This is a genomic window from Hymenobacter aranciens, assembly GCF_030580865.1.
Classification (GTDB): Bacteria; Bacteroidota; Bacteroidia; order Cytophagales; family Hymenobacteraceae; genus Hymenobacter; species Hymenobacter aranciens.
Map to the genome: position 1 here is coordinate 280386 of NZ_JAUQSY010000001.1, position 26087 is coordinate 306472.

Annotated in this window: 15 protein-coding genes; 13 read left to right on the forward strand and 2 right to left on the reverse strand. The window is 60.6% G+C overall.

The window, feature by feature from the left end; translation table 11 throughout:
* Nucleotides 1–88: 88 nt before the first annotated feature.
* Nucleotides 89–1078: an arabinan endo-1,5-alpha-L-arabinosidase gene (locus Q5H93_RS01135; RefSeq protein WP_305004632.1), complete on the reverse strand. Its 990-nt coding sequence runs from the start codon at nt 1076–1078 to the stop codon at nt 89–91.
* A 432-nt stretch (nt 1079–1510) separates the two neighbouring features.
* Here Q5H93_RS01135 and Q5H93_RS01140 point away from each other — a divergent pair, with 432 nt between their 5' ends.
* The 4 genes from Q5H93_RS01140 to Q5H93_RS01155 all read left to right on the forward strand — a co-directional run bounded on the left by Q5H93_RS01140 (nt 1511) and on the right by Q5H93_RS01155 (nt 6485).
* Nucleotides 1511–2356, forward strand: coding sequence for an RICIN domain-containing protein (locus Q5H93_RS01140; protein ID WP_305004633.1), 846 nt, complete (start codon nt 1511–1513; stop codon nt 2354–2356).
* A gap of 377 nt (nt 2357–2733) precedes the next feature.
* Nucleotides 2734–3867, forward strand: coding sequence for a LacI family DNA-binding transcriptional regulator (locus Q5H93_RS01145; RefSeq protein WP_305004634.1), 1134 nt, complete (start codon nt 2734–2736; stop codon nt 3865–3867).
* Between the two features lie 10 nt (nt 3868–3877).
* Nucleotides 3878–4585, forward strand: a complete 708-nt coding sequence (locus tag Q5H93_RS01150; RefSeq protein ID WP_305004635.1) for a 3'-5' exonuclease — start codon at nt 3878–3880, stop codon at nt 4583–4585.
* Nucleotides 4578–6485: a DUF294 nucleotidyltransferase-like domain-containing protein gene (locus tag Q5H93_RS01155; protein WP_305004636.1), complete on the forward strand. Its 1908-nt coding sequence runs from the start codon at nt 4578–4580 to the stop codon at nt 6483–6485. The genes Q5H93_RS01150 and Q5H93_RS01155 overlap by 8 nt, the downstream gene beginning before the upstream one ends.
* A 296-nt stretch (nt 6486–6781) precedes the next feature.
* Here Q5H93_RS01155 and Q5H93_RS01160 read toward each other — a convergent pair whose 3' ends face one another.
* Nucleotides 6782–7726 (reverse strand): GAF domain-containing DNA-binding protein, encoded by a 945-nt coding sequence (locus Q5H93_RS01160; protein ID WP_305004637.1) that lies wholly within the window; start codon nt 7724–7726, stop codon nt 6782–6784.
* Nucleotides 7727–8053: 327 nt separating this feature from the next.
* Here Q5H93_RS01160 and Q5H93_RS24100 point away from each other — a divergent pair, with 327 nt between their 5' ends.
* From Q5H93_RS24100 to Q5H93_RS01205, 9 genes are all read left to right on the forward strand, one after another.
* Entirely contained in the window at nt 8054–8350 is a 297-nt protein-coding gene (locus Q5H93_RS24100; RefSeq protein ID WP_369810972.1) for a Sec-independent protein translocase subunit TatA/TatB, read from the forward strand.
* Nucleotides 8351–8438: 88 nt separating this feature from the next.
* On the forward strand, nt 8439–8846 hold the full coding sequence (locus Q5H93_RS24105; RefSeq protein WP_369810973.1) for a Sec-independent protein translocase subunit TatA/TatB: 408 nt from the start codon (nt 8439–8441) through the stop codon (nt 8844–8846).
* 15 nt (nt 8847–8861) lie between these two features.
* Nucleotides 8862–10292, forward strand: coding sequence for an Asp-tRNA(Asn)/Glu-tRNA(Gln) amidotransferase subunit GatA (gene gatA, locus Q5H93_RS01175; RefSeq protein WP_305004639.1), 1431 nt, complete (start codon nt 8862–8864; stop codon nt 10290–10292).
* 256 nt (nt 10293–10548) lie between these two features.
* A complete protein-coding gene (locus Q5H93_RS01180) occupies nt 10549–12774 on the forward strand; it encodes a LysM peptidoglycan-binding domain-containing protein (protein ID WP_305004640.1) in 2226 nt (741 codons plus the stop codon).
* Nucleotides 12775–12906: 132 nt separating this feature from the next.
* Nucleotides 12907–15177, forward strand: a complete 2271-nt coding sequence (locus tag Q5H93_RS01185) for an NADP-dependent malic enzyme (protein ID WP_305004641.1) — start codon at nt 12907–12909, stop codon at nt 15175–15177.
* Nucleotides 15178–15446: 269 nt separating this feature from the next.
* Nucleotides 15447–16052, forward strand: a complete 606-nt coding sequence (gene ruvA, locus Q5H93_RS01190; RefSeq protein WP_305004642.1) for a Holliday junction branch migration protein RuvA — start codon at nt 15447–15449, stop codon at nt 16050–16052.
* Between the two features lie 250 nt (nt 16053–16302).
* Complete coding sequence (gene sov, locus Q5H93_RS01195; RefSeq protein ID WP_305004643.1) at nt 16303–23763, forward strand: T9SS outer membrane translocon Sov/SprA; 7461 nt, start codon at nt 16303–16305, stop codon at nt 23761–23763.
* Nucleotides 23764–23888: 125 nt separating this feature from the next.
* Nucleotides 23889–24269 (forward strand): glycine cleavage system protein GcvH, encoded by a 381-nt coding sequence (gcvH, locus tag Q5H93_RS01200; protein ID WP_305004644.1) that lies wholly within the window; start codon nt 23889–23891, stop codon nt 24267–24269.
* A 62-nt stretch (nt 24270–24331) separates the two neighbouring features.
* Nucleotides 24332–26080, forward strand: a complete 1749-nt coding sequence (locus Q5H93_RS01205; protein ID WP_305004645.1) for a M28 family peptidase — start codon at nt 24332–24334, stop codon at nt 26078–26080.
* The last annotated feature ends 7 nt before the right edge of the window (nt 26081–26087 follow it).

Genomic DNA, 26087 nt, shown 5'->3' on the forward strand with positions numbered 1-26087 from the left:
CAGGCTTAGGCCGGAAGCCAGGAGGGTTTCAGCGTTTGATTGAATATGCACAATCGATTGTGCAAAAGGTCAAATAAAAATGACGAGTTCAGGGCCGGTTTGCCAAAGTCGGCCACCCTTCCGCATCCCAGCTCAGGGGCTCGATGCGCAGCTTCGAGCGTCCCTTGTTGGCAGCGTCGTAGCCGTGGAATGCCAGGTAATCAATGCCATCGAAGGAGCTGACGGCGTTGTGGCCCACGCCGAACCAGCTTTTGTCGCCGGCCAGCACCAGCGTGCCGCCGCCCTGTTCCAGGCTGAGGCCGGCGCGGTCAAGGTAGGGACCGGTCAGGGCTTTCGAGCGGCCTACTACCATCTTGTAGGTGCTCTGCGGACCCCGGCAGCAGTAATCGAAGGAGGTAAAGAGGTAGTAGTAAGCACCTTTTTTAAAGATGAAAGGCGCTTCAATGGCGCCGTCGCCGGGCAGCGAGTCGTTGAGCTTCGGGTCGCGGGGGCGGCGGGCCAGGGTGCGCCACTGCTCGGGCTGGGCGGGGGCCGTGAGGTCGGGTTGTAGCTGCACCAGCTTGATGCCGCCCCAGAACGAGCCGAACGTCAGCCAGGGCCGGCCGACTTCGTCGCGTATCAGGTTGGGGTCGATGGCGTTCCACATGTCGCGCCCGGGCACCGACTGAATCACGCGGCCGTGGTCTTCCCAGCGGTAGTCGGGTGACTTGGTATCCAGGGTTTTATTGGTGGCCAGGCCAATGCAGGACGTATTCTTGCCAAAGGCCGACACGGAGTAGAACAGGTAGTAGCGCCCGTCGTGAAAGGAAATGTCGGGTGCCCAGATGTGGTTGTCGCGGAAGCCGGGCACGGCCTGCGTGGCCCAGGCCGGCGCGCTGGCAAACACCGGCGGCGCGGGCGTCCAATGCTGCCGGTCAGGCGAGGTCCACACGGCAATGCCCTTGCCGGTGCCGAAGAGGTAATACGTGCCATTCTGCCGGATGAGCACCGGGTCGTGTATCGGGATGGCCGCCGGGCCATTCTGTGCCCAACTCCTCAAACTCAATAGCAACAGGATGCCAGCAAAGACGGCCTTCATAGGGAAGTAGGTTACATAAACGTTTGTGCAAGTTGCACACGTTTGGGGAAATCATCAAAAATGTGCAGAGCAGCAGCTAGTGAAAAACGGGCCTCATACTAGCTCGTAGCGTTTCATCGAGAATGCGGTTTCCAGCCGCGCTAGGATAATGTTAAAGCCTGGATTTTGCTTTATAATTTTCTTGAAAACAGGGGTTTATTATTAAGTCAGTTGGTTCTGAAAAGGGCCGGTAATATAGCTTTTAGATGGGCTTCCTGGAGCTTTGCGGATGGCAGGAGAAAAATATTATGTGGCGCAAGTCAAAAATAAATTTCACACAATCGTTTGTGATAATTCCGAAAGAAATTCTACATTTGTCGGCCGACAAGCTGCAATAGCCGGCTGGGCAACAACCGCTTTTCAATCCATCACCCCCTCTTTTCAAAATTCCCCATGAAAAAATTCGTACTTCTCGGCTCTCTCATGGCCCTGGCGCTGCTTGGTTCCAATCAGTCGCAGGCCCAAACTGCTGGCCTCGTTGATGGTGGCACGTATAAGTTCACGCACCACGGCGTGGTGGACCCCACCACCGGCACGCCTTTATGCCTCGATGTGGATTTCGACTCGCAGGTAGCTGGCGCCAGCATCGGGCAGTGGCTCGACAATGGCATTGATGCCCAGCGCTTCATCCTGGAGCTGCAAACCGATGGCTCCTACAAAATCCGCCATAAAAACACCCAGCTCTACGTGCAGCCGGTGGGCGGCGCCACGGCGGCAACCACCCAAATCGAGCAGAACGTTTCGACCAACGACGACACGCAGCGCTGGATTATTACCGACACCGGCGCCGACGGCTACAAGCTCATTCTTAAGGCCACGGCGACGGCCGCCCTGCCCCAGGCCCTGGAAGTAGGTTTCGGCAGCAACGTGCCCGGCGCCCGCGTCAATTTGTTCGACGACAACGGTTTCGTGCCTGCCCAGCGTTGGGATTTGACCCTGATTCCGGCCACTCCTACCGGCACCCGCCAAGCCAGCGAGTCGGTGCTGAAAGCGGAAGTTTTCCCCAACCCGGCCGCCGCCGCCCAAGCACTTAAAGTCCAGGTAACGACCATCAGCGCCGGCCCGGCTACGCTGGAATTGCTCGACATGCTGGGCCGCCCGGTGGCGCAGCAGGCGGCTACCCTGGTGGCTGGCCCCAATACCGTGGCGCTGCGCACGCCCACGCTGGCGGCGGGCATCTACGTGGTGCGCGTGCAGCAGGGGGGCTTCGTGCAGCAGACCCGCCTGGTTCAGAAGTAGTAATGCAAGCTGCAGCGCAGCTGTGCGGCCCATAAAAAAAGCGCCTGAGCTCCGGTTCAGGCGCTTTTTTGGTGCTTACTTTAGCTCGGCTCACTTAAGATTGCCAGCCACCAACCATAGCCAGGAAAGCCGGTTTGCCAGCTTTAGCTAGTAACTTTGACTGCTCACAAACGATTGTGCTACGTGCTGCTGAAGCAGGCCTGCCGGATAGGTCAGCGCGTCGAATTCGGCGTAGATTTTCGACTACCGGCTGGCTTATCCGCCGAATCCGTTGTTTCTTTCTGACTTTAGCGAGTCCGGTGGTTGTTAGGGCGGCGTTCCTGCTGCCGCTGCCAGCTCTCTATTCTACCTAAGCGCCCTCCATAACGCTCTGATTTATGGCTTCTCCCAAAAAAACCGAACCTGCCGCCCCGGCCCCCACGCCCACCGGCAGCTCCGTGTCGATGGCCGACCTGGCCCGCGAGCTGGGCGTGTCCATGACTACCATCTCGCGGGCCCTGAGCGACCACCACAGCATCGGGCCCGCCATGAAGCAGAAAGTGCTGCGCCTGGCCAAGAAATACAACTACCAGCCCAACCGCCTGGCCTCGGCCCTGCGCAAAGGCAAAAGCAAGCTGCTGGGCATCGTGGTGCCATACATTGAAGGCCGTTTCTTTCCCTCGGTAGTCCACGGCATCGAAACGGCCGCCAGCAAGGCCGGCTACAACGTCATCATCTGCCAGTCGAACGAAGATATGGCCCAGGAGCGCCGCAACCTGGAGTCGCTGCTCAGTGCGCAGGTGGCGGGTATTCTGGTGTCGTTGGCCCGGACTACTAACGACTTCCGCCACTTCGACAAGCTGCGTAACCGCGGCCTGCCGCTGGTGTTTTTCGACCGCGTGGTGGAGGGCGACGCCGTGAATGCCGTGGTGCTCGACGACCGCGAGGGCGGCTACCTCTCCACCCGGCACCTGCTGCAGCAGGGCCGCCGGCGCATTGCCCACCTGGCCGGCCCGCAGCACCTCAATATCTACAAAAACCGCCGCCAGGGCTACTTCGACGCTCTGCGCGAAGCGGGATTGCCCGCCGATGAAAGCCTAGTGGTGTACAACGACATGGCCCAGGAGCAGGGCGCCGAAGCCCTGCGCCAGCTGCTGGCGCTGCCCAACCCGCCCGACGGCCTTTTCGCCGCCGGCGACTACGCCGCCCTCGGCGCCCTGCAGGAGGCCCAGCGCCAGGGCCTGCGCGTGCCCGAAGACCTGGCCATCACCGGCTTCAGCAACGAAACCTTTACCCTAGTAGCCCGCCCCACCATCACCACCGTCGACCAGCGCTGCGAGGAAATGGGCCAGGCCGCCGTGCGCCTGCTGCTGGAAATGATTGACAACGGCGGCGAAGGCTTTTCGCCCCGCCAAGTGGTGCTGCGCCCCGAGCTGGTGGTGCGCGGCTCCTCCACTCCCGGCGACGAAGATGATTCGCACGTAGCCGTGCGCAACCCCGCCGACAAGTTCGTGGGCAGCCCCGTCGCCTAGCGCTCCCCGCATGGCCGGCGACTACCTGCTGTTTCTTGACACCGAAACCACCGGCTTGCCGGCGCGCTGGGACCGGCCGTATTCCGAGCCGCAGCACTGGCCGCGGGTGGTGCAGCTGGCCTGGCTGGTGTATGATACCTCCGGTAAGCTGATAAAAACCGACCGGGATTACCTGCAGATTCCGCCCGATACCATGCCCGCCTCGGCGGTGGCCATTCATGGCCTCACGCCGGAGTTTTTGCGGGCAAAAGGGCGGCCGCCGGCCGTCGTATTGCGCCGCCTGCTGCGCGATTTGAAAACCTACCGGCCGCGCATCGTGGGCCACTTTCTGCGGCTCGATTTTCACGTGCTGGGCGCGGCGCTGGCGCAGGCCGGGCTGGCCAATCCGCTGCCCACGTTGCCGCAGTTTTGCACCATGCAGCTGCGGCTGGCGCTGCCCGGCGCCACGCCGCACCGCTACCTGCGCCTGCCCGAGCTGCACGCCGCCCTGTTTGGCGAAGCGCCCGCGCTGGCCCACGACGCCTATGCCGATGCCGCCGCCACGGCCCGCTGCTTCTTCGAATTGCAGCAGCGCGGGCTCTTACCAGCTGAGGTATTGAATGGCCAGCGGCCGCTCACCCCACCCGGCGCGCTCCAGTGGCAGCTGGCGCTGGGGTGGGCCCTGCCCGCGGCGGCTTTGATTGTTGTGTTGCTCTTATACTGGCTTTTGTATGGATAACCGTTTGGCTTTCCTGCGCACCGTCGCGCCCTTCGACCTACTGCCCGACGACGTGCTGCTAGGCGTAGTAGACCTGCTGCAGGAAGTGCGGCACGACCGCGAAACCCTGCTCTACCAGCAGGGCGCGTCCAAAGTGCGCAGCCTCGACATCATCGTGGAAGGGGCCTACGATACCTTTTTCTACGACAGCGAGCAGCGCCCGCGCCTGCCCGAAACCTACGGCCCCGGCACCTGCTACGGCGGTATGTCCATTTTGCTCAATAAGAAACGCTCGCTGCGCACCGTGATGGTGCGCAAGAATACCCGCGTGCTCCAGCTGCCGCGCCGCGATTTCCGGGCGCTGTGCCAGGCCTACGCGCCGTTCTTTCACTACTTCACGGCCCGCTACGGCGAGCGGATGCAGGACGAGGAGTTTGCCCACTTCGTGCAGCCCGCCACGCTCCCCGAGCAGAATTTCCTGGTAGCTGACCAGCTGTTCTCGCGCCGCATCCTGACCATCGAGGTGCGCCCGCTCGTCACCTGCCCCGCCGATGCGCCCATCTTCGAGGCCGCCCGCCGCATGGCCGCCGCCAAGGTCAGCTGCCTGTTTGTGACGGATGTGCAAACCCAAACTGTCATCGGCTACTGCACCGACATTACGCTGCGCGATAAAGTCATTGCCCGACAGCTCGACGCGGCCCGGCCGGTGGGGGAGGTGCTGGCCGCCCCGCTGGTCAGTATTTCGCACGAGGCCTTTGTGTACGAGGCCATCCTGCTGATGTTTCAGACCAAAACCCGCTACCTGCTGGTCGAAAAGAACGGCGAGTACGTGGGTTTTCTGAGCCGCAACAAGCTGCTGAGCGATTTGGCGCAGTCGCCCTTCATGTTCATTCAGGCCGTGAAGCTGGCCCAGAGCACCCGCGAGCTCAAGCGCCGCTGGGAAATGGTGCCCGACATCGTCAATCAGCTCCTGAGCCGCGGCGTAAAGGCCGACATCGTGAACCAGGTAATCACCACCGTGGCCGATGCCATTGCTCTCAAGGTGATTGAAAACACGCTGGCCGAGCAGGGCCCGGCCCCGGCCCGCTTCGTGTTCATGGTGCTGGGCAGCGAGGGCCGGCAGGAGCAAACCCTGCTCACCGACCAGGACAACGCCATTATCTACGAAGACAAGGCCAACGAGCAGCGCGAGCTGGTGCGCGAGTATTTCCTGCGCTTCGCCACCGCCGTGTCCGACGAGCTCAACCACATCGGCTTGCACTACTGTACCGGCGGCTTCATGGCCAAAAACCCGAAGTGGACGCACTCGCTCTCGCACTGGAAGCGCAACTACCACGAATGGATGAGCGAGTCGAACCCCGAAACGGTGATGAGCTTCTCCACCTTTTTCGACTGCCGTTACCTCTACGGTGAGCGCGCCCTCATGGACGAGCTGCACGAGTTCCTGAACCAGGAGCTCAGTCAACCGCTGGACCGCTTCCTATTCTTCATGGCCAAGAATGCGCTGCAGTACGAGCCGCCGCTTACGTCCATCCTGCGCAATATCCGCACCTTCACCCAGGGCGACCAGCAGGTGTTCGACCTCAAGCGCGCCATGTCGCCCATCGTCGACGGCGTGCGCGTGTACGCCCTACGCCACCAGGTATTTGCCACCAACACCGGCGAGCGGCTCAGCCGCCTGGCCGCCCTGGGCGTCTTCAGCGACAAGCAGGTGCAGGAGCTGCGCCAAGCCTACTACTACCTCATGGGCATGCGCCTGCACAAGCAGGCCCGCCAGCTCATCGACGACCGCACCGCGCCCACCAACTACCTCGACCCACACTCGCTCACGCAGGTGGAGCAAGTCACGCTAAAGGAGATTTTCAAGGTCATCGCCGATTTTCAGCTCAAAATCAAAGTCGGCTTCACCAAGTCATTGTAGCCGCTAGGCTAAGGTAGTACGAACCGCTGCGCGGAATTTGTACTACCACCTGCCCCAAACGCAAAAAAACCCGAACCATTGGCGCGGGTCTTTCTGAGCTATGAAAACAAACTTAGCCATCGGCCGGCGCGGCAGCCCTAAAGCGGGGCAGTCGAGCGCCTGCGCCAACCGATAACCGTCCGAAAGTTGGGAATTTCTGGTGCGAAGAGAAATTTCTTTCGGCGAAAGCGGCTCTTTTGCCGGTGAATGGCGATTTCAGCCAAGCCACCGAAATAGTACCCTGCCGATTTCGAGCCTTACACCAGGTTCAGGCGGCCTAGTAAGCCGGCCTTGTACGAGCTGCCAATCGGCACCTGCACCGGGGGGCGGTTGGCCCCCGCTTCGCGCACGGCATCAAGCAGGGCCGTGTCGGCCTCGATGCTCATAATGCGGTCCAAGCGCACGATATACTTGCGGTGGATGCGGGCAAAGTCGTGGCTAGGTAGCTTGATTTCCATGTCCTTCATGGTGCTGTACACCGTCAGTCGCTCGCGGGTAGTGTGAATGTTAACGTAGTCGCCGAGCGCCTCGATATACTGAATGTCCGCCGTCAGCACGCGTATCAGGCGCTGCTCCTGCTTCACGAAAATCTCGTTGCGGCTGCCGGTGTAGGTGGCTTCGCCGGCATTGTTGGCCATGCGAATCACCCCTTCCAGCTTCTGCCGCTCCTCATCAAGCTGAATGCGAGCGCGGCGCAGCTCCAGGTGGCTCATCACCTGCCGGGCCAGAATGTTCAGCGCCTCACGCTGCTCCTCGGTGAGCACGCGCGGCACCGTGTCGATGGTGCAGAGCGCGCCCAGCGGCTGGCCCTCGGCCGAGAGCAGCGGCGCCCCAGCGTAAAAGCGGATGTGCGGGTCGCCGGTCACCAACGGGTTGTCGGCAAACAGCGGGTCGCGCTGCGCATCGTTGATTTCGTAGAGGTTGGGCACCAGCATGGCGTGCTGGCAGAAGGCGTTCTGCCGCGGCGATTCGCCGGGCGCGAGGCCAATCTGCGACTTCAGCCATTGCCGGTTTTTATCGATAAACGAAACCGCCGCCATCGGCGTGCCGCAGATGAAAGCTGCCAGCTGCGTCAGTTCGTCGAATATCTGCTCAGGGTCAGTATCGAGGATTTGGTAGGAGCGGAGGGCATCCAGGCGTTCGGTTTCGTTCACGAGCCGGGTGGTGCGGCGGGGGCGGCCAACAGGGCGGGGTGTGTTCACAGCAGAGAGAAAAGAGCTTTTGACCGAGACAAATAAATAATCTCCAGTCGAAACCATGAAAAGGTAAACAAAGCTAAAAAAGTTGACATTGTCACCCGAGGCCCTGCCGTTCAACAGGGCCGGATGCTCGCCGAAAGCCCTTTTCAGCCCAGCGAACCAATGAAACTACCAGCTTTTGCCGAGAAAAAAAAGTTCGCTGGCCGATTCCCTACCAATTCTTCATGTTCTTTAAAAGTGAACACCGGGTATCTTTGTTACTCCGAAAGCACGCCGGTTCCGTATATCCTGCTTTCTCATCCTCTAAAGAGCCGCCCGGCTCCCCGCTTCATGCTCCATTCCCTGTTTCTGATTGGCAGCTTCGGTACCACCGAAATTCTACTCATCATTTTTGTTATCGTGCTGTTGTTCGGCGCTAAGCGTATCCCGGAGCTGTTCCGCGGCATGGGCCAGGGCGTGCGCGAGTTTAAGGACGCCACCAAGGAAAACCAGCCGCAGTATCGCGACCCCGGCACGCCGCCCGCGCCCCAGCCGCCTTACCAGCAACAACCTTACCAACAGCAGCCCCCGCAGGCGCCCTACCAGCAACCCACCAATCCCGGTGAGTCGCAAACGCCCCGTGTCTAATTTTTTATTCGTGATTGTGGGGTAGAAACCAACTGCGGCCCGGTCGCCTAATTTCTGCCAGCCCACACATCCCTAAAATCCTTTCGTTATGCATACTCCTTTCGTGCTTTTCCTGGGCGACATCGGCGGCTCCGAGCTGATGCTCATCATGGTTGTTATCCTGATTTTTTTCGGGGCCAATAAAATTCCGGAGCTGGCCCGGGGCCTCGGCAAAGGTATCCGCGAGTTCAAGGATGCCAGCAACCAGATTCGCAACGAGTTTGAGCAGTCCGGCAACCAGCCCGCCCCGCAGCAGCAATATGCCCAGCCCAACCCCTACGTGCAGCCCCAGCACCTCAGCGCGCCCATCGAGCCGCATCCCGTGGCCCATGCTGCCCCCGAAGCAGAGGTCGCTCCGCCCGTAGCTCCGGCTCTGCCGCCTAACTTAGCCCCCGAAGGCACGCAGCCCCGGCAACCTTACGTTCCCGCTGCCGCCTCGCCATCTCCCGACGCCTAATCAAGTCTTTTTCGTTTGAAGCGTTTTAATTCACTTACCGAAGTTCGCAGCGAGCTGACCACAGGCACTCTAACCTGTCGTCAGCTCGTTGAGTATTACCTGGACAGCATCGAGCGCCAGAACCCCACCCTCAACGCCTTCCTGGAAGTGTGGCCCGAAGAGGCCCGCGCCCAGGCCGAGGCCGTGGATGCCAAGCTGGCTGCCGGTACCGCCGGTCCGCTGGCCGGCATGGTCATCGGCCTCAAGGACGTGCTGGCCTACGCGGGGCACTCGCTGCAAAGCAGCAGCCTGATGCTCGACGGCTTCAAGTCGCTCTACACCGGCACCGCCGTGCAGCGCCTGCTCGATGCCGATGCCATCCTCATCGGCCGCCAGAACTGCGACGAGTTTGCCATGGGCGGCTCCAACGAAACCTCGTATTTCGGCCCCGCCCGCAACGCCGCCGACCCCAGCCGGGTGCCGGGCGGTTCGTCAGGCGGCTCGGCCGTAGCCGTGCAGGCCGATATGTGCCTGGCTTCCATCGGCTCCGATACGGGCGGTTCGGTGCGCCAGCCGGCCGCGTTCTGCGGCGTGGTGGGTTTCAAGCCTACTTACTCACGCATCTCGCGCTACGGGCTGGTGGCCTTCGCCTCGTCGTTCGACCAGATTGGCCCCATCACCCGCTCAGTAGCCGATGCCGCGCTGCTGACCGAAATAATGGCCGGCCCCGACGGCATGGACAGCACCGCCAGCCAGCGCGAAGTGCCCGCCTACAGCCAGCTGCTGCAGCCCGCCGAGCAGTACCGCATTGGTTACATCGCCGACGCCATCGACAACGAGGGGTTGAACCCCGAAATCCGCCAAGCGCTGGAAGCCCAACTCGACGTGCTGCGTGGCCAAGGCCACGTAGTAGAGCCGGTTGATTTTCATTACCTCAATGAAATGATTCCGACTTACTACATCCTCACTACCGCCGAGGCCAGCTCCAACCTCAGCCGCTTCGACGGCGTGAAGTACGGCTACCGCGCCCCCGACGTGACGGACCTGGAATCGCTCTACAAAAAGAGCCGCGCCCAGGGTTTCGGCGCCGAGGTGCAGCGCCGCATCATGCTCGGTACCTTCGTGCTCAGTGCCAGCTACTACGACGCTTATTACACCAAAGCCCAGCGCGTCCGTCGCCTCATCAAGGAGAAAACCGATGAGCTGCTGCGGCAGTACGATTTCTTGGTGCTGCCCACCACACCCACCACGGCTTTCAAAATAGGGGAGAAGCAGGACCCAGTTTCAATGTACCTAGCGGATATTTTCACCGTGCAGGCTTCGCTGGCCGGCGTGCCCGCCATCTCGGTGCCGATGGGTGAGGATGCGATGGGCCTGCCGATTGGCCTGCAGGTAATGGCTGGCGCCTTCCGCGAAGCGGAGCTGCTGGCCTTCGCTAGCACGCTGACGGAAGAGGTAGTAGCCTAACTGTCATGCTGAACGCAGTGAAGCATCCTTTCACGTTGGAACGATTGAGTTAGTGCTCCATTCGACCGCGAGAGGATACTTCACTGCGTTCAGCATGACAGTTTTAGATTAACTGTTTGACTTCCCGACAACCTTCTTGCTACCAAGCCGGTAATACACGCTGAAAATCCTGTCGCTCCGTTGTGAGCGACAGGATTTTTTTGGCTTTTTCCCTCAAACCTCTACAAGTTGTTGAACTAGTCCTTACCTTAGTGCTATGGAGCAACAGTTTAAGAAGTCTGCATCATCCCGTATTGGCCGTTTTTGGCCGGTGCTGGCGCTGCCGTTGGCACTGTTGAAGCCCATTGTCGGGCAGGCGCAGCAGTTGCCGCCGCCCGACTCGGCGGGCACCGCCAGCCCACAGCTGCCTGTGCTTGGCGACAGCCTGCGCGTGCAGCTGGAGTACAAGCTCGACTCGCTGGCCGCCGTGCCGCTGGCCCCGAGCGTAGTTGACTCGGTGCGGCTGGAGTGGCTACGCACGCCGCCCACGCTACGCGACCTTGTGGGCGACCGCATCGGCTGCTTTGAGACGGACGCGCCGCACGCCTTCAACGGCTCGGTGATGGCCTACGTGACGCTCTTCACGGCGCGCAACCGCTCTTACATGCAGCGCGTGCTGGAGCGGGAGCAGTTCTACTTCCCGATTTTTGAGAAATACCTGGCGCAGTACAACCTGCCCATCGATTTGAAGTACCTCGCCGTGGTGGAGTCGGCGCTGATTCCGACGGCCAAGTCGCCGGTGGGTGCGACCGGGCTGTGGCAGTTCATGGGGCCGACGGCCAACGACCTGCGCCTGAAGCGCGACGAATGGCTGGATGAGCGCATGGCGCCCGAAAAAGCTACTGAGGCGGCCTGCAAGCACTTGCGCTACCTCTACGGCGTGTTTCACGACTGGGAGCTGGTGCTGGCGGCCTACAACTGGGGCGCCGGCAACGTGCAGCGCGTGATGAAGCGCACCGGCAAGAAGAACTTCTGGGAGCTGTATCCCAATATGCCCGCCGAAACGCGCAACTACGTGCCTACCTTCACGGCCATCATGTACAGCATGAAGTACGCCCGGGAGCACAACCTGCACTCCGACAAGCTGAAATACCAGTACGCCGAAACCCTGGACACGCTGGGCCTGCGCGGTCAGGCCTTCGACCTGCGCCGTCTCAGCCGCGCCTGCGGCTACGCCGATTCGAGCTTCCTGACACGCTACAACCCGGAGCTGCGCCGGGCGGGCCTGCCCGCCGGCTACCGGCCCTACGTGGTGCGCTTCCCGGCCGCCGCCCGGCCGCACCTGGAGGGCGTAGACCGCGCTACGCTGCTTGGCTTCTGCCAGCCGGCCGCTGCCCTGCCGCAGCCATTGCAGCCGCTGCCCCCGCGCCTGGCCGGGGTCGAGCCGTTCCCGACGCAGCAATACCTGGCCGCTACCGCTGGCCCGCGTGCCGAAGCCGCTGCCGCCGCGCCGCGCTTCCGCCGTGTGAGCCACACCGTGAAGCGGGGCGAAACGCTGGCCGCAGTGGCCGAAAAATTTGAGGTAAGCCAAGCGAAGCTGCGCCGCTGGAATGAGCTGCCGAAAGGCCGCGCCCTGAAACCGGGCCGCAAGCTGGTGGTTTTCGTACCGCTGCCAACCGAGGCTGTCCCTACCAAAGCTTCTATCGAAACGGCCGCTGTTACGGCCGCGCCGGTTCCGGCGTCGGTGCGCCCGGTGGCCAATGACGAAGATGCCGCGGCCCGCCGCGAGCTGGCCGCCGCCAATGCCCGCGAAGCCGCCCGCCTTACGGCGCTGGCCGAGCAGGAAAAGCGCCAGGCGGCTCGCTTGGCAATGCTACAGCAGCGGCAGGAGAGTTTGCGCAAAGCTGCGGCGGCTAAGGAGGCGGTAGCCGCCCGCACCCGGCAGGCGGCCGAAGAAAAAGCGGCCGCGCAGGCGGAGGCTGTGGCGGATAAGGAGGCCAATGTGACCGCCAATGTGACTGCTGCAGCAGAGAGGACCCGCAAAGCTGCGGCCGAGGCTGCGAACGATGCCGATAACGCGCCCGCCGAAAATCCGGCCACTTACGTAGTGCGCAAGGGCGATAACCTGACTAAAATTGCCCGCGAATACGACCTGACCATTACACAAATCACCGCCTGGAATCAGCTCGATTCGGAAAACGTGATACCGGGCCAGAAGCTGCTACTGCACGCGCCGGCTGAAAAAGGAGTTGATGCGGAAGCACCGCATAAAGCGGCGAAGGTGGCGGCGGCGCCTCGGGATACCAAACCAGTAGCCAAAGCCGGCAGCAACCGCGCCCCGGCCGAGAAACCCAGCGCCAAAACTCACCTCGTGCAGCCCGGCGACACACTGTACAACATCTCCCGTCGCTTCAAGGTGAGCGTGGCCGAGCTCCGCCGCCTCAACAACCTCGCCAGCGACGAAGTGAAGCTCGGCCAGAAGCTGCTGCTGCCGCAGGGCTAAGAAACCCGTACATTTGCCAGCGCTGCGCCCCACCGGCCGCGCACGAAGGGCCGACTCGTTTCGTGAGAAACGGCGGCTTTTTGTTTTTCTGGTCGTGCTTTGGGCATGCCGCCTTCCGCTTTCAAAATTCCCATGCTGAAAATCAACACCCAGGACGCGCTCAACTACCACTCGCAGAGCCCCGCCGGCAAAATCGAAGTGGTGCCTACCAAGCCCGTCAGTACCCAACTCGACCTGGCCCTGGCCTACTCGCCGGGCGTGGCCGAGCCCTGCAAAGCCATTGCCGCCAACCCCGACGACGTGTACAAATACACCGCCAAGGGCAACCTGGTGGCCGTTATCAGCAACGGTACGGCCGTGCTGGGACTGGGCAACATCGGACCGGCTGCCAGCAAGCCGGTAATGGAGGGTAAAGGGGTGCTGTTCAAGAAATTCGCTGGTATCGACTGCTTCGACATCGAAATCGACGCCAACGACCCCGACGAGTTTATTCGCATCGTGAAGTCGCTGGAACCCACCTTTGGCGGCATCAACCTCGAAGACATTAAGGCGCCGGAGTGCTTCCGCATCGAAACCGAGCTGCGGCAGAAGATGAACATCCCGCTGATGCACGACGACCAGCACGGCACGGCCATCATCACCTCGGCCGCGCTGCTGAATGCCCTGGAAATCGTTGATAAGAAGATTGACGAAATCAAACTGGTGGTGAGCGGCGCGGGCGCGGCGGCCATTTCCTGCCTGCGGCTGTATCTGGCGCTGGGTTTGAACAAGGATAATGTGGTGGTATTCGACAAGGATGGCATCATCAACGAAGCTCGTACCAACCTGGACCCCATTCAGATGCAGTTTGCCACCAAGCGCAGCATCACCACGCTGGATGAGGCGATGGAAGGGGCCGATATGTTCCTGGGCCTCTCGGCCGCCAAAGTGCTGCCGGCGGGCTTGCTGCTGCGCATGGCCGACAATCCGATAGTATTCGCCCTCGCCAATCCCGAGCCGGAAGTGAGCTACGAACTGGCTACCAGCACCCGCGCCGACCTCATCATGGCTACGGGACGCTCCGACCATCCCAACCAAGTTAACAACGTGCTGGGCTTCCCCTATATTTTCCGGGGCGCGCTCGATGTGCGTGCTACTGAGATAAATGAGGCCATGAAACTGGCGGCCGTGCATGCCTTAGCCGCGCTGAGCAAGGAGGCCGTGCCCGAAATGGTGAACAAAGCCTACGGCGACAACACCCTGGCTTTTGGCCCGAATTACCTGATTCCGAAGCCGCTCGACCCGCGACTCATCACTACCATCAGCCCGGCCGTGGCGAAGGCGGCGATGGAAAGCGGCGTGGCCCGCCAGGCCATCACCGACTGGGCGGCCTACGAAGACCAGCTCCGCGCCCGCCTCGGCGTAAACCAGAAGCTGATGAACCGCATCACCTCGGCTGCCCGCTCGAACCCGAAGCGCGTGGTATTTGCCGAGGCTGATAACTACAAGATTCTCAAGGCTGCCCAGATTCTGCTGGATGAAAACATTGCCCAGCCTATTCTGCTGGGGCCGCACGATAAAATCCACGCCATCGCCCGCGCCAACAGCCTCGACCTGGAGGGCTGCGAAATCATCAACATCCTGCAGGAAGACGCCAAGCGCGATGCCTACGCCCAACTGCTGTACCAGAAGCGCCAGCGCCGCGGCATGACGCTCTACGAAGGCCGACGACTGATGCGCGAGCGTAACTACTACGCCGCTATGATGGTAGAAACCGGTGAAGCCGACGCCTGCATTACCGGTCTCACAAAGGATTACGGCAAGAGCATCATTCCCTCGCTGCAGGTAATCGGCACCGAGGAAGGCACGAAGCGCGTGTCGTCGATGTACATCATTCAGCACAAAAAGGGCCCGTATTTCTTTGCTGATACCACGGTGAACATCAATCCCACGGCCGAAGAAATGGTCGAGATTATCGGCCTCACGGCCAGGGCCGTGCGCTTCTTCGACGCCGAGCCGCGCATTGCGGTGGTCAGCTATTCCAACTTCGGCTCGAACCCGGGCGAGCTGCCGGAAAAAACCCGGCGCGCCACCGAGCTGGCCAAGGCCAAGTACCCCGACCTGCTGATTGACGGCGAGATGCAGGCCAACGTGGCCTTGAGCCCGCACCTGCTACAGGAAAACTACGATTTCTCACCGCTGGCCGAAAAAGGCGCTAACACATTGATTTTTCCCAACGTAGAGTCGGGTAACATTGCTTACAAGGTGTTGCAGGAAATCGGCGGCGCTGAGGTAATCGGACCCATTCTGATGGGCATGCGCAAGCCGGTGCACATTCTGCAGCTGGGGGCCAGTGTGCGCGAAATTGTGAACATGGCTGCCATTGCGGTGGTCGATGCACAGTCGCCTCGCAAGGCGCTGTAACTCGAAACTCGGTTTCCGCGACGAGTGCAGCGAGTTCAATCGTTAGCACTCGTCAGCACGAGGCAGAACCCGCGTTGCTCATCGCAGAAACGGAGTTTCGCACTACAAAACCCTCTCCGGCGCGATTATTGCCCCGAATACTCACAACTTCTTCATAAAACCAAAGAAATTAGCGCCAGAAGCTAGTAGATTTGGGAGTGAAAATGAGGGCCGCCGGTGTTACTTCCGGTCGGCACCTTGCTGGCTGCTACGTTTCCAATATTGAGTTCATGATTGCCTACCTCGACGGTAAACTTGCCTATAAAGACCCCACGCTCGCCATTATGGACGTGCAGGGCGTGGGCTACGAAGTGAAGATTTCGCTGGCCACTTATTCAAAGCTACCCGGCGAAGGGGAAAAGGCAAAAATCTATACGTACCAGCACATTAAGGAGGACGGACAGGCGCTCTACGGCTTCCTCGACCCGAACGAAAAAGTGCTGTTTATGCACCTGATTTCGGTGTCGGGCATCGGGCCGGGCACGGGCATCGTGATGGTGAGCAGCATGAGCGTGGGCGAAATCCGGGAGGCCATTGTGAACGAGAACGTGCGTGCCATCCAGAGCATCAAGGGTGTGGGGCCGAAAACGGCGCAGCGCGTGATTCTGGAGCTGAAGGACAAGCTGCGCAAGGATGAACTGCTGGCCAAAGCCGGCGTGGATACCGTGCCGCTGGCCCGCCAGCACAATACGCAGCGCGCCGAAGCGTTACAGGCACTCGTAACGCTGGGCTTTGCCCGCAATGCGGCCGAGAAAACGCTGGACCAGATTCAGCAAAAGCACGGGAAGGAGCTAAGCGTGGAGGAATTGATTAAATTTGCTTTGAAGTCGCATTGAGTCCAACGCGCAGATTATTACAAGCTGCGCAATGCAAATTCAGGCAAACAGGAGTACGGATGAGCTTGGGGAAAAACCGTGGCGGCCGCCCGTTGGGCGGCGGGCCGGGGTTGGTTTCCAGTCCGATAAAGCAGTTGCACCTTGTTTTAAAACCGAAACTTATTGACCAACAGCTACTAATCTGCTTTAAGTTTTAACTGAATTCTGCTTGAAATCCGGTCAGAAGTTTATTCCTGCGTCCGTAGTGGTAGTGGCCTCCCTGCTCGCGTGGTGGGCCCAGGCGAGTCCGGCTTTGCGCTCGGGCAGCCTGCTGGCCGGATTGCGCCCCAGCCGCCTGCTGCTGGCCGATACCCCGCAGCCTGTCGCGGCCGATACCGGGCGCTACAAGCCCAGCCGCCGGCCCAGTGTGCGGCCGAAGGACCGGCCGGGCAGCCGGTTTTCGACGCAACGGCGGCGCTCACCGCTGGTATTGCCTCTGCCTACTAACGTAAAGGAGAACATAACGTTTGACGACAGCCTGAAATCTTTCAACGTAGAGGAGAAAGTAGGTAAGGAAATCGACTACCGCGACCCCAGTATTCTCACCTACAAGGAGTATGAGGAGTTCCAACGCCGCGAGGCTATTCGCAGCTACTACCGCGAAAAAGCCAACGGCGGCATTGCCGGCCCGGCCGCCGCTGCCGGCACAGGCCAGGCCCAGCGCCTGATTCCCAAGATTTACCTCGGGCCGATGGCTAACCGCATTTTTGGCGGCAGCTACGTGGATATCCGGCCGGCGGGCTCGGTAACTATCAAGCTGGGCTGGCGGCAGAATACCAACGAAAACCCGGCGCTGACGCTACGCCAGCAGAGCGTGGGCGACTTCCTGTTCGAGCAGAACATGAACGTGAACCTGACCGGGCAGATTGGCACCAAGCTCAAGCTGGTGTTCAACTACGACACCAAGGCCTCGTTCGACTTCGAAAACCAGATGAAGTTCGATTACGCGGGCGAGGAAACCGACATCATCCGCAAGCTGGACCTGGGCAACGTGAGCCTGCCGCTGACCAACTCGCTGGTGCAGGGCGCTCAAAACCTGTTCGGTATCAAAACCGACCTGCAGTTTGGCCGTCTGGCCGTGACGGCCGTGGCCGCCACCGTGCGCGGTACCACCGATGAGGTGCGGGTGCAAAACGGGGCGCAAAGCCGTCAGTATGAGCTAAAAGCCAGCCAGTACGAGCGCGACCGGCACTATTTCCTGAGCCAGTTTTTCCGCGACCGCTACGACCAGGCGCTGCGCAACCTGCCCACCATCCAGAGCGGCATCGAGATTCGCAACCTGGAGGTGTACGTGACCAACGACAACCGCACCACCGATAATCTGCGCAACGTGGTGGCTCTGACGGATATCGGCGAGCCTTTCCGGACGTATCAGGGCCGGCTGCTGCGTGCTGGTGCGACCACCCGCACGGCGGCTTCGAACGATGCCAACCTGCTGTATCCCACGCTGTCCACCGCCGGCGACCAGGCCCGCGACAACCTGACCGTGGATACTTATCTGCAGACGGGCAACGCGGCCATTCCGCCGCTGGTGAAAAACGTGGACTTTGAGCGCATCCGGGCGCGCAAGCTGGAGGCCCGTGAGTATACTTACAATGCGCAACTGGGATACATCTCGCTGAATACGGCCCTATTGCCCGACCAGGTGCTGGGCGTCAGCTTCGAGTATCTCTTCAACGGCCGCACCTATAAGGTGGGGGAAATCCAGAACGACTACGCATCGCGGGGGCAGGACCAGGTGATTTTCATGAAGATGCTGAAGGCTACCAACCCCGGCATCGGACTGGCCGACTCGACTAAAAACCGCGCGAATAAAAACCTGCAGACCGGCAACACGCCGACCTGGGATTTGATGATGAAAAACATCTATCCCCTGAATGCCTCGCAGCTGAACCGCGACAATTTTCAGCTGCAAATCATTTATAAAGACGACGTAACCGGCGTCGACTTGATTTCGCTGAAGGAAGGCGGGCCGCTGATTGAGAACCTGCCGCTGGTGCAGGTGCTGAACCTCGACAACGTAAACCCCAACAACGACCGCAACCCGGACGGCAACTTTGACTACTTCCCGGGCATCACTATCGACCCGGAGTTGGGAAAAATCATTTTCCCCAACGTGCAGCCCTTCGGCTCGTTCCTGCGAACGCGCTTTAATAATGCCAATGACGTAGCGAAATACGTTTATTCGGAGCTCTACAACCAAACGCAGAGCGACGCGCAGCAGCTACAGGAAAAAGATAAGTTCTTCCTGCGAGGGCGCTTTCAGGCTACGGCTACGGATGAGATTAACCTGCCGGGTATCGGTATTGCGCAGGGCTCGGTGCGGGTGCGTTCCGGCTCAACGCTGCTGACGGAAGGCGTCGATTATCAGGTGTTTTATGACCAGGCAAAGGTGAAAATCCTGAACCCGGCCTACCTGAACTCGGCCAATGAGCTGCGGGTGGAATTTGAGAAAAACGCGCTGGTGCAGGTGCAGCCCCGCCGCCTGCTGGGCCTGCGCATGGACTACAAGCTGAACAAGGACGTGAACATCGGGGGCACGTTTTTGCAGCTGTTGGAGAGCCCCGCGCCGGGCATCAACCGCGTGAATATCGGCGACGAGCCAGCCAACAACGGCATTGTAGGCCTCGACGGCTCGATTCGGAAAGACAGCCGGGTGCTAACCAAGTACCTCGACAAGCTGCCGCTGATTTCGACCAAGGAAATTTCGACTATTGCCTTCAGCGGCGAGTTTGCGAAGCTGCTGCCGGGCCGTTCGCAGCTGGGCAATGGCGAGAACGGCGTGTCGTACATCGACGACTTCGAGAACTCGCGCACGCCCTACACGCTGGGCGGCCTGACTTCGGTGCAGGCCTGGCGGCTGGCGGCCACGCCGTCGGTTATCTCGAATGCGCCAGGCCTGGGCGTGAACGACCGGCGCGCCAAGCTGGCTTGGTACACCGTGGACCAGACCTACTACACTGGCGGCCCGAGCGTGCCCGGCAACATCGGGGCCAGCGACCTGCTGAACCACTACACCCGCGGCGTGCCACGCAACGAGGTGTTTCCGACCAAAGACCTGGGGGCCACCGGCAACGGCTACGAATACAGCTTCGACCTGGCGTATTTCCCCGGCGAGCGGGGGCCGTACAATTACAGCCCGAATGTATCGGCTGATGGCAAATACCTGACCAATACAGACCTGTTTGCCAATTACGGCGGCATCAGCCGGGCCATCACCTTCGATACCGACTTCGACAACGCCAACGTGGAGTACTTGGAGTTCTGGCTGATGGACCCGTTCATCAAAACCAATAACCCCACTAACAATAATACCAACGCCGACATCAACGACTCGGAGAACCCGGCCCAGCCGACCGACGCCACGGCAACGGGCGGCGACCTCTACATCAACCTCGGCAACGTGAGTGAGGATGTGCTGAAAGACAGCAATCAGCATGAGTTTGAAAATGGGCTGCCCGTGCCGGGCGAAGACCCGGCCGACGTGACATTGCCGACTATCTGGGGCCGGGTGACCAAGCAGCAGTTCCTGACTGACGCCTTCAATGCCTCGAATGGCGCCCGCGAGGCGCAGGACGTGGGCCTGGATGGTTTCAACGACACCGACGAGCAGGCTTTCTTTGCGGGGGTATACGGCGGTTTCAACGACCCTTCGGCCGACGACTTCCGCCACCATCTCGACAGCTTTTACGACACCAACGTGCCGGGCGGCGCCAAAATCCTGGGGCGTTACAAGAACTTTAACGGCTACGAGGGCAACTCCCGCGATGGCGGCACGCTGAGCACAACGCCCTACCCCGACAAGGAAGACCTGAACCGCGACAACGTGGTGCAGGACGTGGAGCGCTACTACGAATACCGCGTGCGGCTCGAAAATCGCCCCGAGAACTTCCAGGTAGGCCAGAATTACATCATCGACCAAGTAACCAATGAGGTGAACGGTGATAAGGTGACCTGGTACCAGTTCCGCATCCCGATTCGGGAAAACTACACGGTACGCGGTAATAACAACCAATCATTTGGCTTCAAGTCGATTCGCTTTATGCGCATGTACCTTACCGGCTGGGAGCAGCCGGCGGTGCTGCGCTTCGTGCAGCCGCAGTTTGTGGCCAACCAGTGGCGCCGCTACCTCTCCAAGATTGTGGACCCCACCAGTGATGCCGGTCTCAACACCCCGACCGATGCTGATGCTTTCAGCATCTCGACGGTGAGCATTGAGGAGAATGGTACGGGCGGGGCGACGAACGAAATCCCGTACGTGTCGCCGCCCGGTATCTCCCGCGACACCGAGTACGGCTCCAGCAGCACCTCGCGCCGCCTGAACGAGCAAAGCCTGCGCCTGTGCGTGACCAACCTGCACGATGGCTACGCCAAAGCAGCATACAAAAACCTTACTCTGAACCTGCTGCGCTACAAGCGGCTGCGCATGTACGTGCACGGCGAATCGGAAGACGGCAGCACCAAGAGCGGCGACGTACGCTACTTCGTGCGCATCGGCACCGACTACACGCAGAACTACTACGAGTACTCGCGGCCGCTGGTGATAACGCCGGTGGGCGTGGCGGGCACCGAGGGCTCGCGCGAAATCTGGCCCCAGGAAAACGACATTGACGTTGAGTTCAGCGAGTTTATCAATGCGAAGTCGGAGCGGAATAAGGCGCAGTGGCCTTTCCTGCAGCCCTACGTTAAGACGCTGGCCAACGGGGCCACCATTACGATTGTGGGCAACCCCGACTTTTCGGCCGTGCAAGGTTGCATGATTGGGGTGCTGAACCCAGTATCGTCGCCGAAGGAAGATAAGAGCTTGTGCATCTGGGCGAATGAGTTTCGGGTATTTGATTTTGAGCAGGACGCCGGCTATGCTGCCACGGCCCGCCTCAATGTGAAGCTGGCCGACCTGGCCAACATCACGGCCACGGGCAGCTTCACCAGCATCGGTTTCGGCGGCTTGCAGGACAAAGCGCAGGCGCGCTCGACCGACGACGTGTTCCGGGGGGATTTGCAGGCGACGGTGGCGGCCGAGAAATTCCTGCCGCCTGCCCTGAACTTGCGCGTACCCGTGCTGCTGCAGTATGGCCGCGAATCCCGCAAGCCGAAGTACGACCCGCTCGACCCCGATACTGAACTGAGCAAAAGTCTGGAAAAATTTGAGGGTAGGGACGATGACCGGGCTGCGTACGAGCAATTAGTAGTGGACCGCACCACCAGCCGCAGCATCTCGGTGCTGAACGTGCGTAAGGAGCGCAGTGCCACCGCTACCGCCAAGCCCAAGCCCTGGGACATCGAAAACGTGGCCCTGAGCTACGCCATCACCGACCGTCTGCACACCGACATTCGCACCCAGCGCGACTACTCCCGGTCCTACACGGCGGCGCTGGCCTACGTCTACCAGACTTCGCCGAAGAACTACACGCCGCTGAGCAAAATCAAGGCTCTGGATAACCCGTACCTCAAGATTTTTCAACAGGTTAATTTCACGCCGCTGCCCTCGCGCTTCTCCTTCCGCACCGACCTCGAGCGGACTTACAACGAGCGATTCCTGCAGCGGGTGCTGGAGCCAGGCCAGCTGCCCAGCACGGCAGGTATTGCCGGCGTGTTCCAGAAGAATTTCATCATCAGTCGGATTTATGATTTGAAATGGGATTTGACCAAGAGCCTGATTTTCGACTACACTGCCAATAACCGCGGCGTGGTTGACGAAGGCGCCGGCTCTTCACTCGACAACAGCCCCGAGGGGGTTCGCAACCGCAAGCTGCTGCGCGATAACCTGCTGCGCGGTGGCCGCACTACCAACTTTACTCAAACGGCGGCCCTGACTTACCGCCTGCCACTCGACAAGTTCCCGCTCACCGACTGGCTGAGCGCCGACACCCGCTACGCGGCCACTTACACCTGGCAGGCCGCCTCCACGGCGCTACGGGCCCCCGCCTATCCGGTGCCGACGGGTATTGAAGAAAAGGACACGGCCACCACCAAGCTGGAGCTGGGCAACACCATTCAGAACAACGCCGAGTTCAGCGCCAACGGCCGCATCGACCTGGTGAAGCTTTATAACAAGGTGAAGTTCCTGAACATCATCAATAATGCGCCTGCGGGTGGTGGGCGTGGCAATGCCGGCCGGGCGTCTGCCCCGCGTAACGAAATATCGGCGGTGGGCCGCAATGGCGAAGCCCAGCGCTCCCGCTCCGAAGCCAAGGCCGACACCGTAAAAGACAAGTTGCGCCTGGTGAAAGCCGTGCTGCGCTCGCTGATGACGGCCCGCTCGCTAAACTTCACCTACACCCGCTCCAACGGCACCCTGATGCCAGGCTACATGCCCAAAACCAAGCTCTTCGGCTTCAACGACGGTTTTACGGCGCCAGGGCTGCCGTTTATCCTGGGGCAGCAGTACGAGTTGGGTGAGCTGTACCAGCTAGCCAACAGCCGCGGCTGGTACACCGACAGCAGCCACTACCTCAACACGCCCTTCAGCTCGCTACTCACCGAGAACCTGACCTTGCGCACGGCGCTGGAGCCATTCCGCGACTTCAACATTCAGCTCGACGCCCGGCGGCAAAAGTCGCAAAGCCAGGAAGCATATTACCGCAACCAGGTGAATGAGAATACGCTCACGGTTGAGCATGACGGTGATGGTCGCACGCTACTGGCCCCCACGCAACAGCTGGGCACGGGCTCGTTCAGCGTGTCCACTATCACCATCCAAACCCTGTTTGGCGACCTGGGGGCCAACGGCGAAACCTCGAAAGCCTTCGACCGCTTCGTGCAGAACCGCCGCGCGGTGCAGGAGCGCCTGGGCGCCGCCAACTACCACCTCGGCAACTACAGCTACAACTCGCAGGAAGTGCTGGTGCAGAGCTTTATCGATGCCTACCACGGCCGTTCCTCCGATAGCTACAAAGCGGAGAAATTTAACCCCTTCAAATCGATACCGCTGCCCAACTGGCGCGTCGATTACAACGGGTTTGCGCAGCTGGCGTTCGTGAAGAAGTATTTCAGCTCATTCACACTCAACCACGCCTATTCGTCCGTGTACAGCGTGGGTAGCTATAGCACTACTTCGCTCTACGACGCTGAGCCGAACTTACCTAATTTGGTCAACGCCGACGGTATTTTCGTGCCCTACTACGTGGTGGGCCAGATAAGCATCGCCGAACACCTGTCGCCGCTGATTGGGGTGAATTTTCAGACTACCAACAAAATCACCGGTCGCGCCGAGTACCGCACCGACCGCGCCCTAGCCCTGAACACCACCAACGCCCAGGTAACCGAGCTGCACACCACCGAGCTGGTCATCGGTTTCGGCTATGCCACCAACAGCCTGAAGCTACCCTTCCGGGTGGGCGGCGAGCAGCGCGTGCTGAAAAACAATCTCACCGCCCGCCTCGACCTCAGCATCCGCGACAACATCACGGTGCAGCGCAGCATTGAGGACGTGGTGAACCCCTACGAGGCTACCGACGCCACCCCGGCATCCGTAGGCCGCGGCACCAGCCAGATTACCAACGGCTCGAAGCAATTCCAGCTGCGCCCCACCATCGACTACCTGCTGAACACCCGCCTGAACCTGCAGCTCTATTATAGCCAGACCATCAGCACGCCACGCATCAGCAACGCCTTCCGCAACTCCACCACCGAGGGGGGCATCCAGCTCCGCTATAGCTTGGCCCAGTAGGGGTAGGCGGCGAGAGGGGAAGTAGGCAGCAGGGATTTCGCCGAAAGTCTGAAAGGCGGTAAACTTCTGCGTATTTTTGACGCACCAACACCCCTCACACCCCAATACTCTTACCCTCGCACCCCATGAACCTCCCCGCTACCCTGCGCTACACCAAAGACCACGAATGGATTCGGGTGGAAGGTGACGTTGCCTACGTTGGCATCACCGACCACGCCCAGAAAGAGCTTGGCGACATCGTGTACGTCGATATCGACACCCTCGATAAGGATGTGGCCCAGCACGAAGTATTCGGCACCGTGGAGGCCGTAAAAACCGTTTCGGACCTCTTCAGCCCCATCACCGGCACGGTGCTGGAAGTAAACGAAAAGCTGGCCGACGCACCCGAAACCGTCAACTCGGACCCCTACGGCGACGGCTGGATGGTGAAAATCTCCATCGCCAACCCCGCCGAGCTCGACGAGCTGCTGACCGCCGAAACCTACGGCGAGCTGGTGGGCGCCTAGTTTTTAGTTGTCAGTTGTTCATTGTTCGTTGTCAGAATAATGCACTTGTTCACAATTCTGCAATGCCAACAACTGACCACGAACAACTGCCAACTAAAGCTAAATCCTACGCCGCCCTGCCGCTTGGCTGGGCGGCGTTGTTGCTTTATCTGACCCTGGCTCCGGCCGACAAGCTGCCCCCGCAGCCCCACTGGCAGCTGCTGAGCTTCGATACCTTCGCCCACGCGGCGTTTTTCGCAGTGCAGGCGGCGCTGACGTGGTTCTCATTGCGCCGGCAGCGGCGCTGGCCTGTGCTGGCCCGCCACGCCGGCTGGGCGGTGCTGCTGGGCTGCACCGCCTTCGGCGCTATCATCGAAGGCCTACAGATGGTGCTGCCCTTCAACCGCCACGGCGAGTGGAGCGACCTCATCAGCGACTCGCTGGGCACGGCCGTGGCGCTGGGGCTGTGCTATGCGGCGGCGCCGGCTTTGCAGCGGCGCGGGTGGGTGCTGGGGTTGGCTGGGCTGCTCATGATTACGGGAGCGCAGGCGCAGGATATGCCGCGGGTGCGGAAGACGATTGAAACGCTGGCGTCGCCCCAGATGCACGGGCGGGGGTATGTGCAGCAGGGTGATAAGGTGGCGGCCGCATATCTGCGCGAGCGATTGAGCAAACTGCAGCTACAGCCGCTGGCGCTGGACTATGCGCAGCCATTCGTGTTGAATGTGAATACTTTTCCTGCAGGAGTAGCTCTAAATCTAAACCATAATCCATTTCCTCAGCTCGGGCCCACGAAGCGGCTGCGGCCTGGCATCGACTTTATTGTTTCTCCCGCTTCGGGCAGTGGATTTTTGACCAAACTTCACCATTTGCTGTACCTCGACAGCATCATAGTGAATAACCAGATTGAGGTTCGGGCCTTTCTCCTAGGCAGTCAGGAACCATGCACGGTGGTGCTGCTCGACCACTATGTGCAAAACGCCGCTAAATTACCCGCGTCAATTGCCTCGCGTCTTGATTCAGTAAGCGCAGTAATCCGAATTGTACCTAAGCTAACGGCTTCGCTATCGCCTACTCAGGTCCGGAAGCAGATGCAATTGGAAGCGCTGCCTCATCCGTTGTTGAATACCAGCAAGGCCGACAATAGCCTGCACGCCTATGGCGCCGAAGTGCGCGTCGACGCCCAACTCCAGCGCAACTACCAAACCCAGAACCTCGCCGCCATCGTGCGCGGCACGGCGCAGCCCGATTCTTTCCTCGTCGTGTCGGCCCACTACGACCACCTCGGCATGATGGGCAAAAACGTGTACTTCCCCGGCGCCAACGACAATGCCAGCGGCGTGGCTATGCTGCTGGAACTCGCTGCTCATTACGCTAAGCCCGAAAACCGGCCCGCCTGCTCTGTAGTGTTCCTGCTTTTCGGGGCTGAGGAGGCCGGGCTGGTGGGCTCGCAATACTTCGTGGCGCACCCGCTGGTGCCGTTGCGCAACATCAAATTCCTGCTGAACCTCGACCTGCTGGGCTCCGGCGAGCAAGGCGCCACGGTGGTCAATGGCCGCATCCACGAAGCCGCTTTCCGCCGCCTCACGGCTCTCAACGATGCTCACCACTACCTGCCCGCCCTCGGGGCTCGCGGCAAAGCCGCCAACTCCGACCACTACCCCTTTTCGGAAGCGGGCGTGCCGGCGTTTTACATGTATCTGCGGGGGGCCAGCAAGGCCTACCACGACGTGAACGACACACCCGCCACGCTGACTTTGGCGGGGTTTCAGGGGGCATTTGGGTTGGTGCGCGACTTTTTGAACGAGTTGGGCGCCCGGCCCGAACGGTAGCCTATAA

Excerpts from the sequence above, each read along its gene's own strand:
- Q5H93_RS01135 (WP_305004632.1), bottom strand. The coding sequence starts at position 1,078 with ATGAAGGCCGTCTTTGCTGGCATCCTGTTGCTATTGAGTTTGAGGAGT.
- Q5H93_RS01155 (WP_305004636.1), top strand. The coding sequence starts at position 4,578 with ATGGATAACCGTTTGGCTTTCCTGCGCACCGTCGCGCCCTTCGACCTA.
- Q5H93_RS24105 (WP_369810973.1), top strand. The coding sequence starts at position 8,439 with ATGCATACTCCTTTCGTGCTTTTCCTGGGCGACATCGGCGGCTCCGAG.
- ruvA (WP_305004642.1), top strand. The coding sequence starts at position 15,447 with ATGATTGCCTACCTCGACGGTAAACTTGCCTATAAAGACCCCACGCTC.
- Q5H93_RS24100 (WP_369810972.1), top strand. The coding sequence starts at position 8,054 with ATGCTCCATTCCCTGTTTCTGATTGGCAGCTTCGGTACCACCGAAATT.
- Q5H93_RS01140 (WP_305004633.1), top strand. The coding sequence starts at position 1,511 with ATGAAAAAATTCGTACTTCTCGGCTCTCTCATGGCCCTGGCGCTGCTT.
- Q5H93_RS01205 (WP_305004645.1), top strand. The coding sequence starts at position 24,332 with ATGCCAACAACTGACCACGAACAACTGCCAACTAAAGCTAAATCCTAC.
- Q5H93_RS01150 (WP_305004635.1), top strand. The coding sequence starts at position 3,878 with ATGGCCGGCGACTACCTGCTGTTTCTTGACACCGAAACCACCGGCTTG.
- gcvH (WP_305004644.1), top strand. The coding sequence starts at position 23,889 with ATGAACCTCCCCGCTACCCTGCGCTACACCAAAGACCACGAATGGATT.
- Q5H93_RS01180 (WP_305004640.1), top strand. The coding sequence starts at position 10,549 with ATGGAGCAACAGTTTAAGAAGTCTGCATCATCCCGTATTGGCCGTTTT.
- Q5H93_RS01145 (WP_305004634.1), top strand. The coding sequence starts at position 2,734 with ATGGCTTCTCCCAAAAAAACCGAACCTGCCGCCCCGGCCCCCACGCCC.
- Q5H93_RS01185 (WP_305004641.1), top strand. The coding sequence starts at position 12,907 with ATGCTGAAAATCAACACCCAGGACGCGCTCAACTACCACTCGCAGAGC.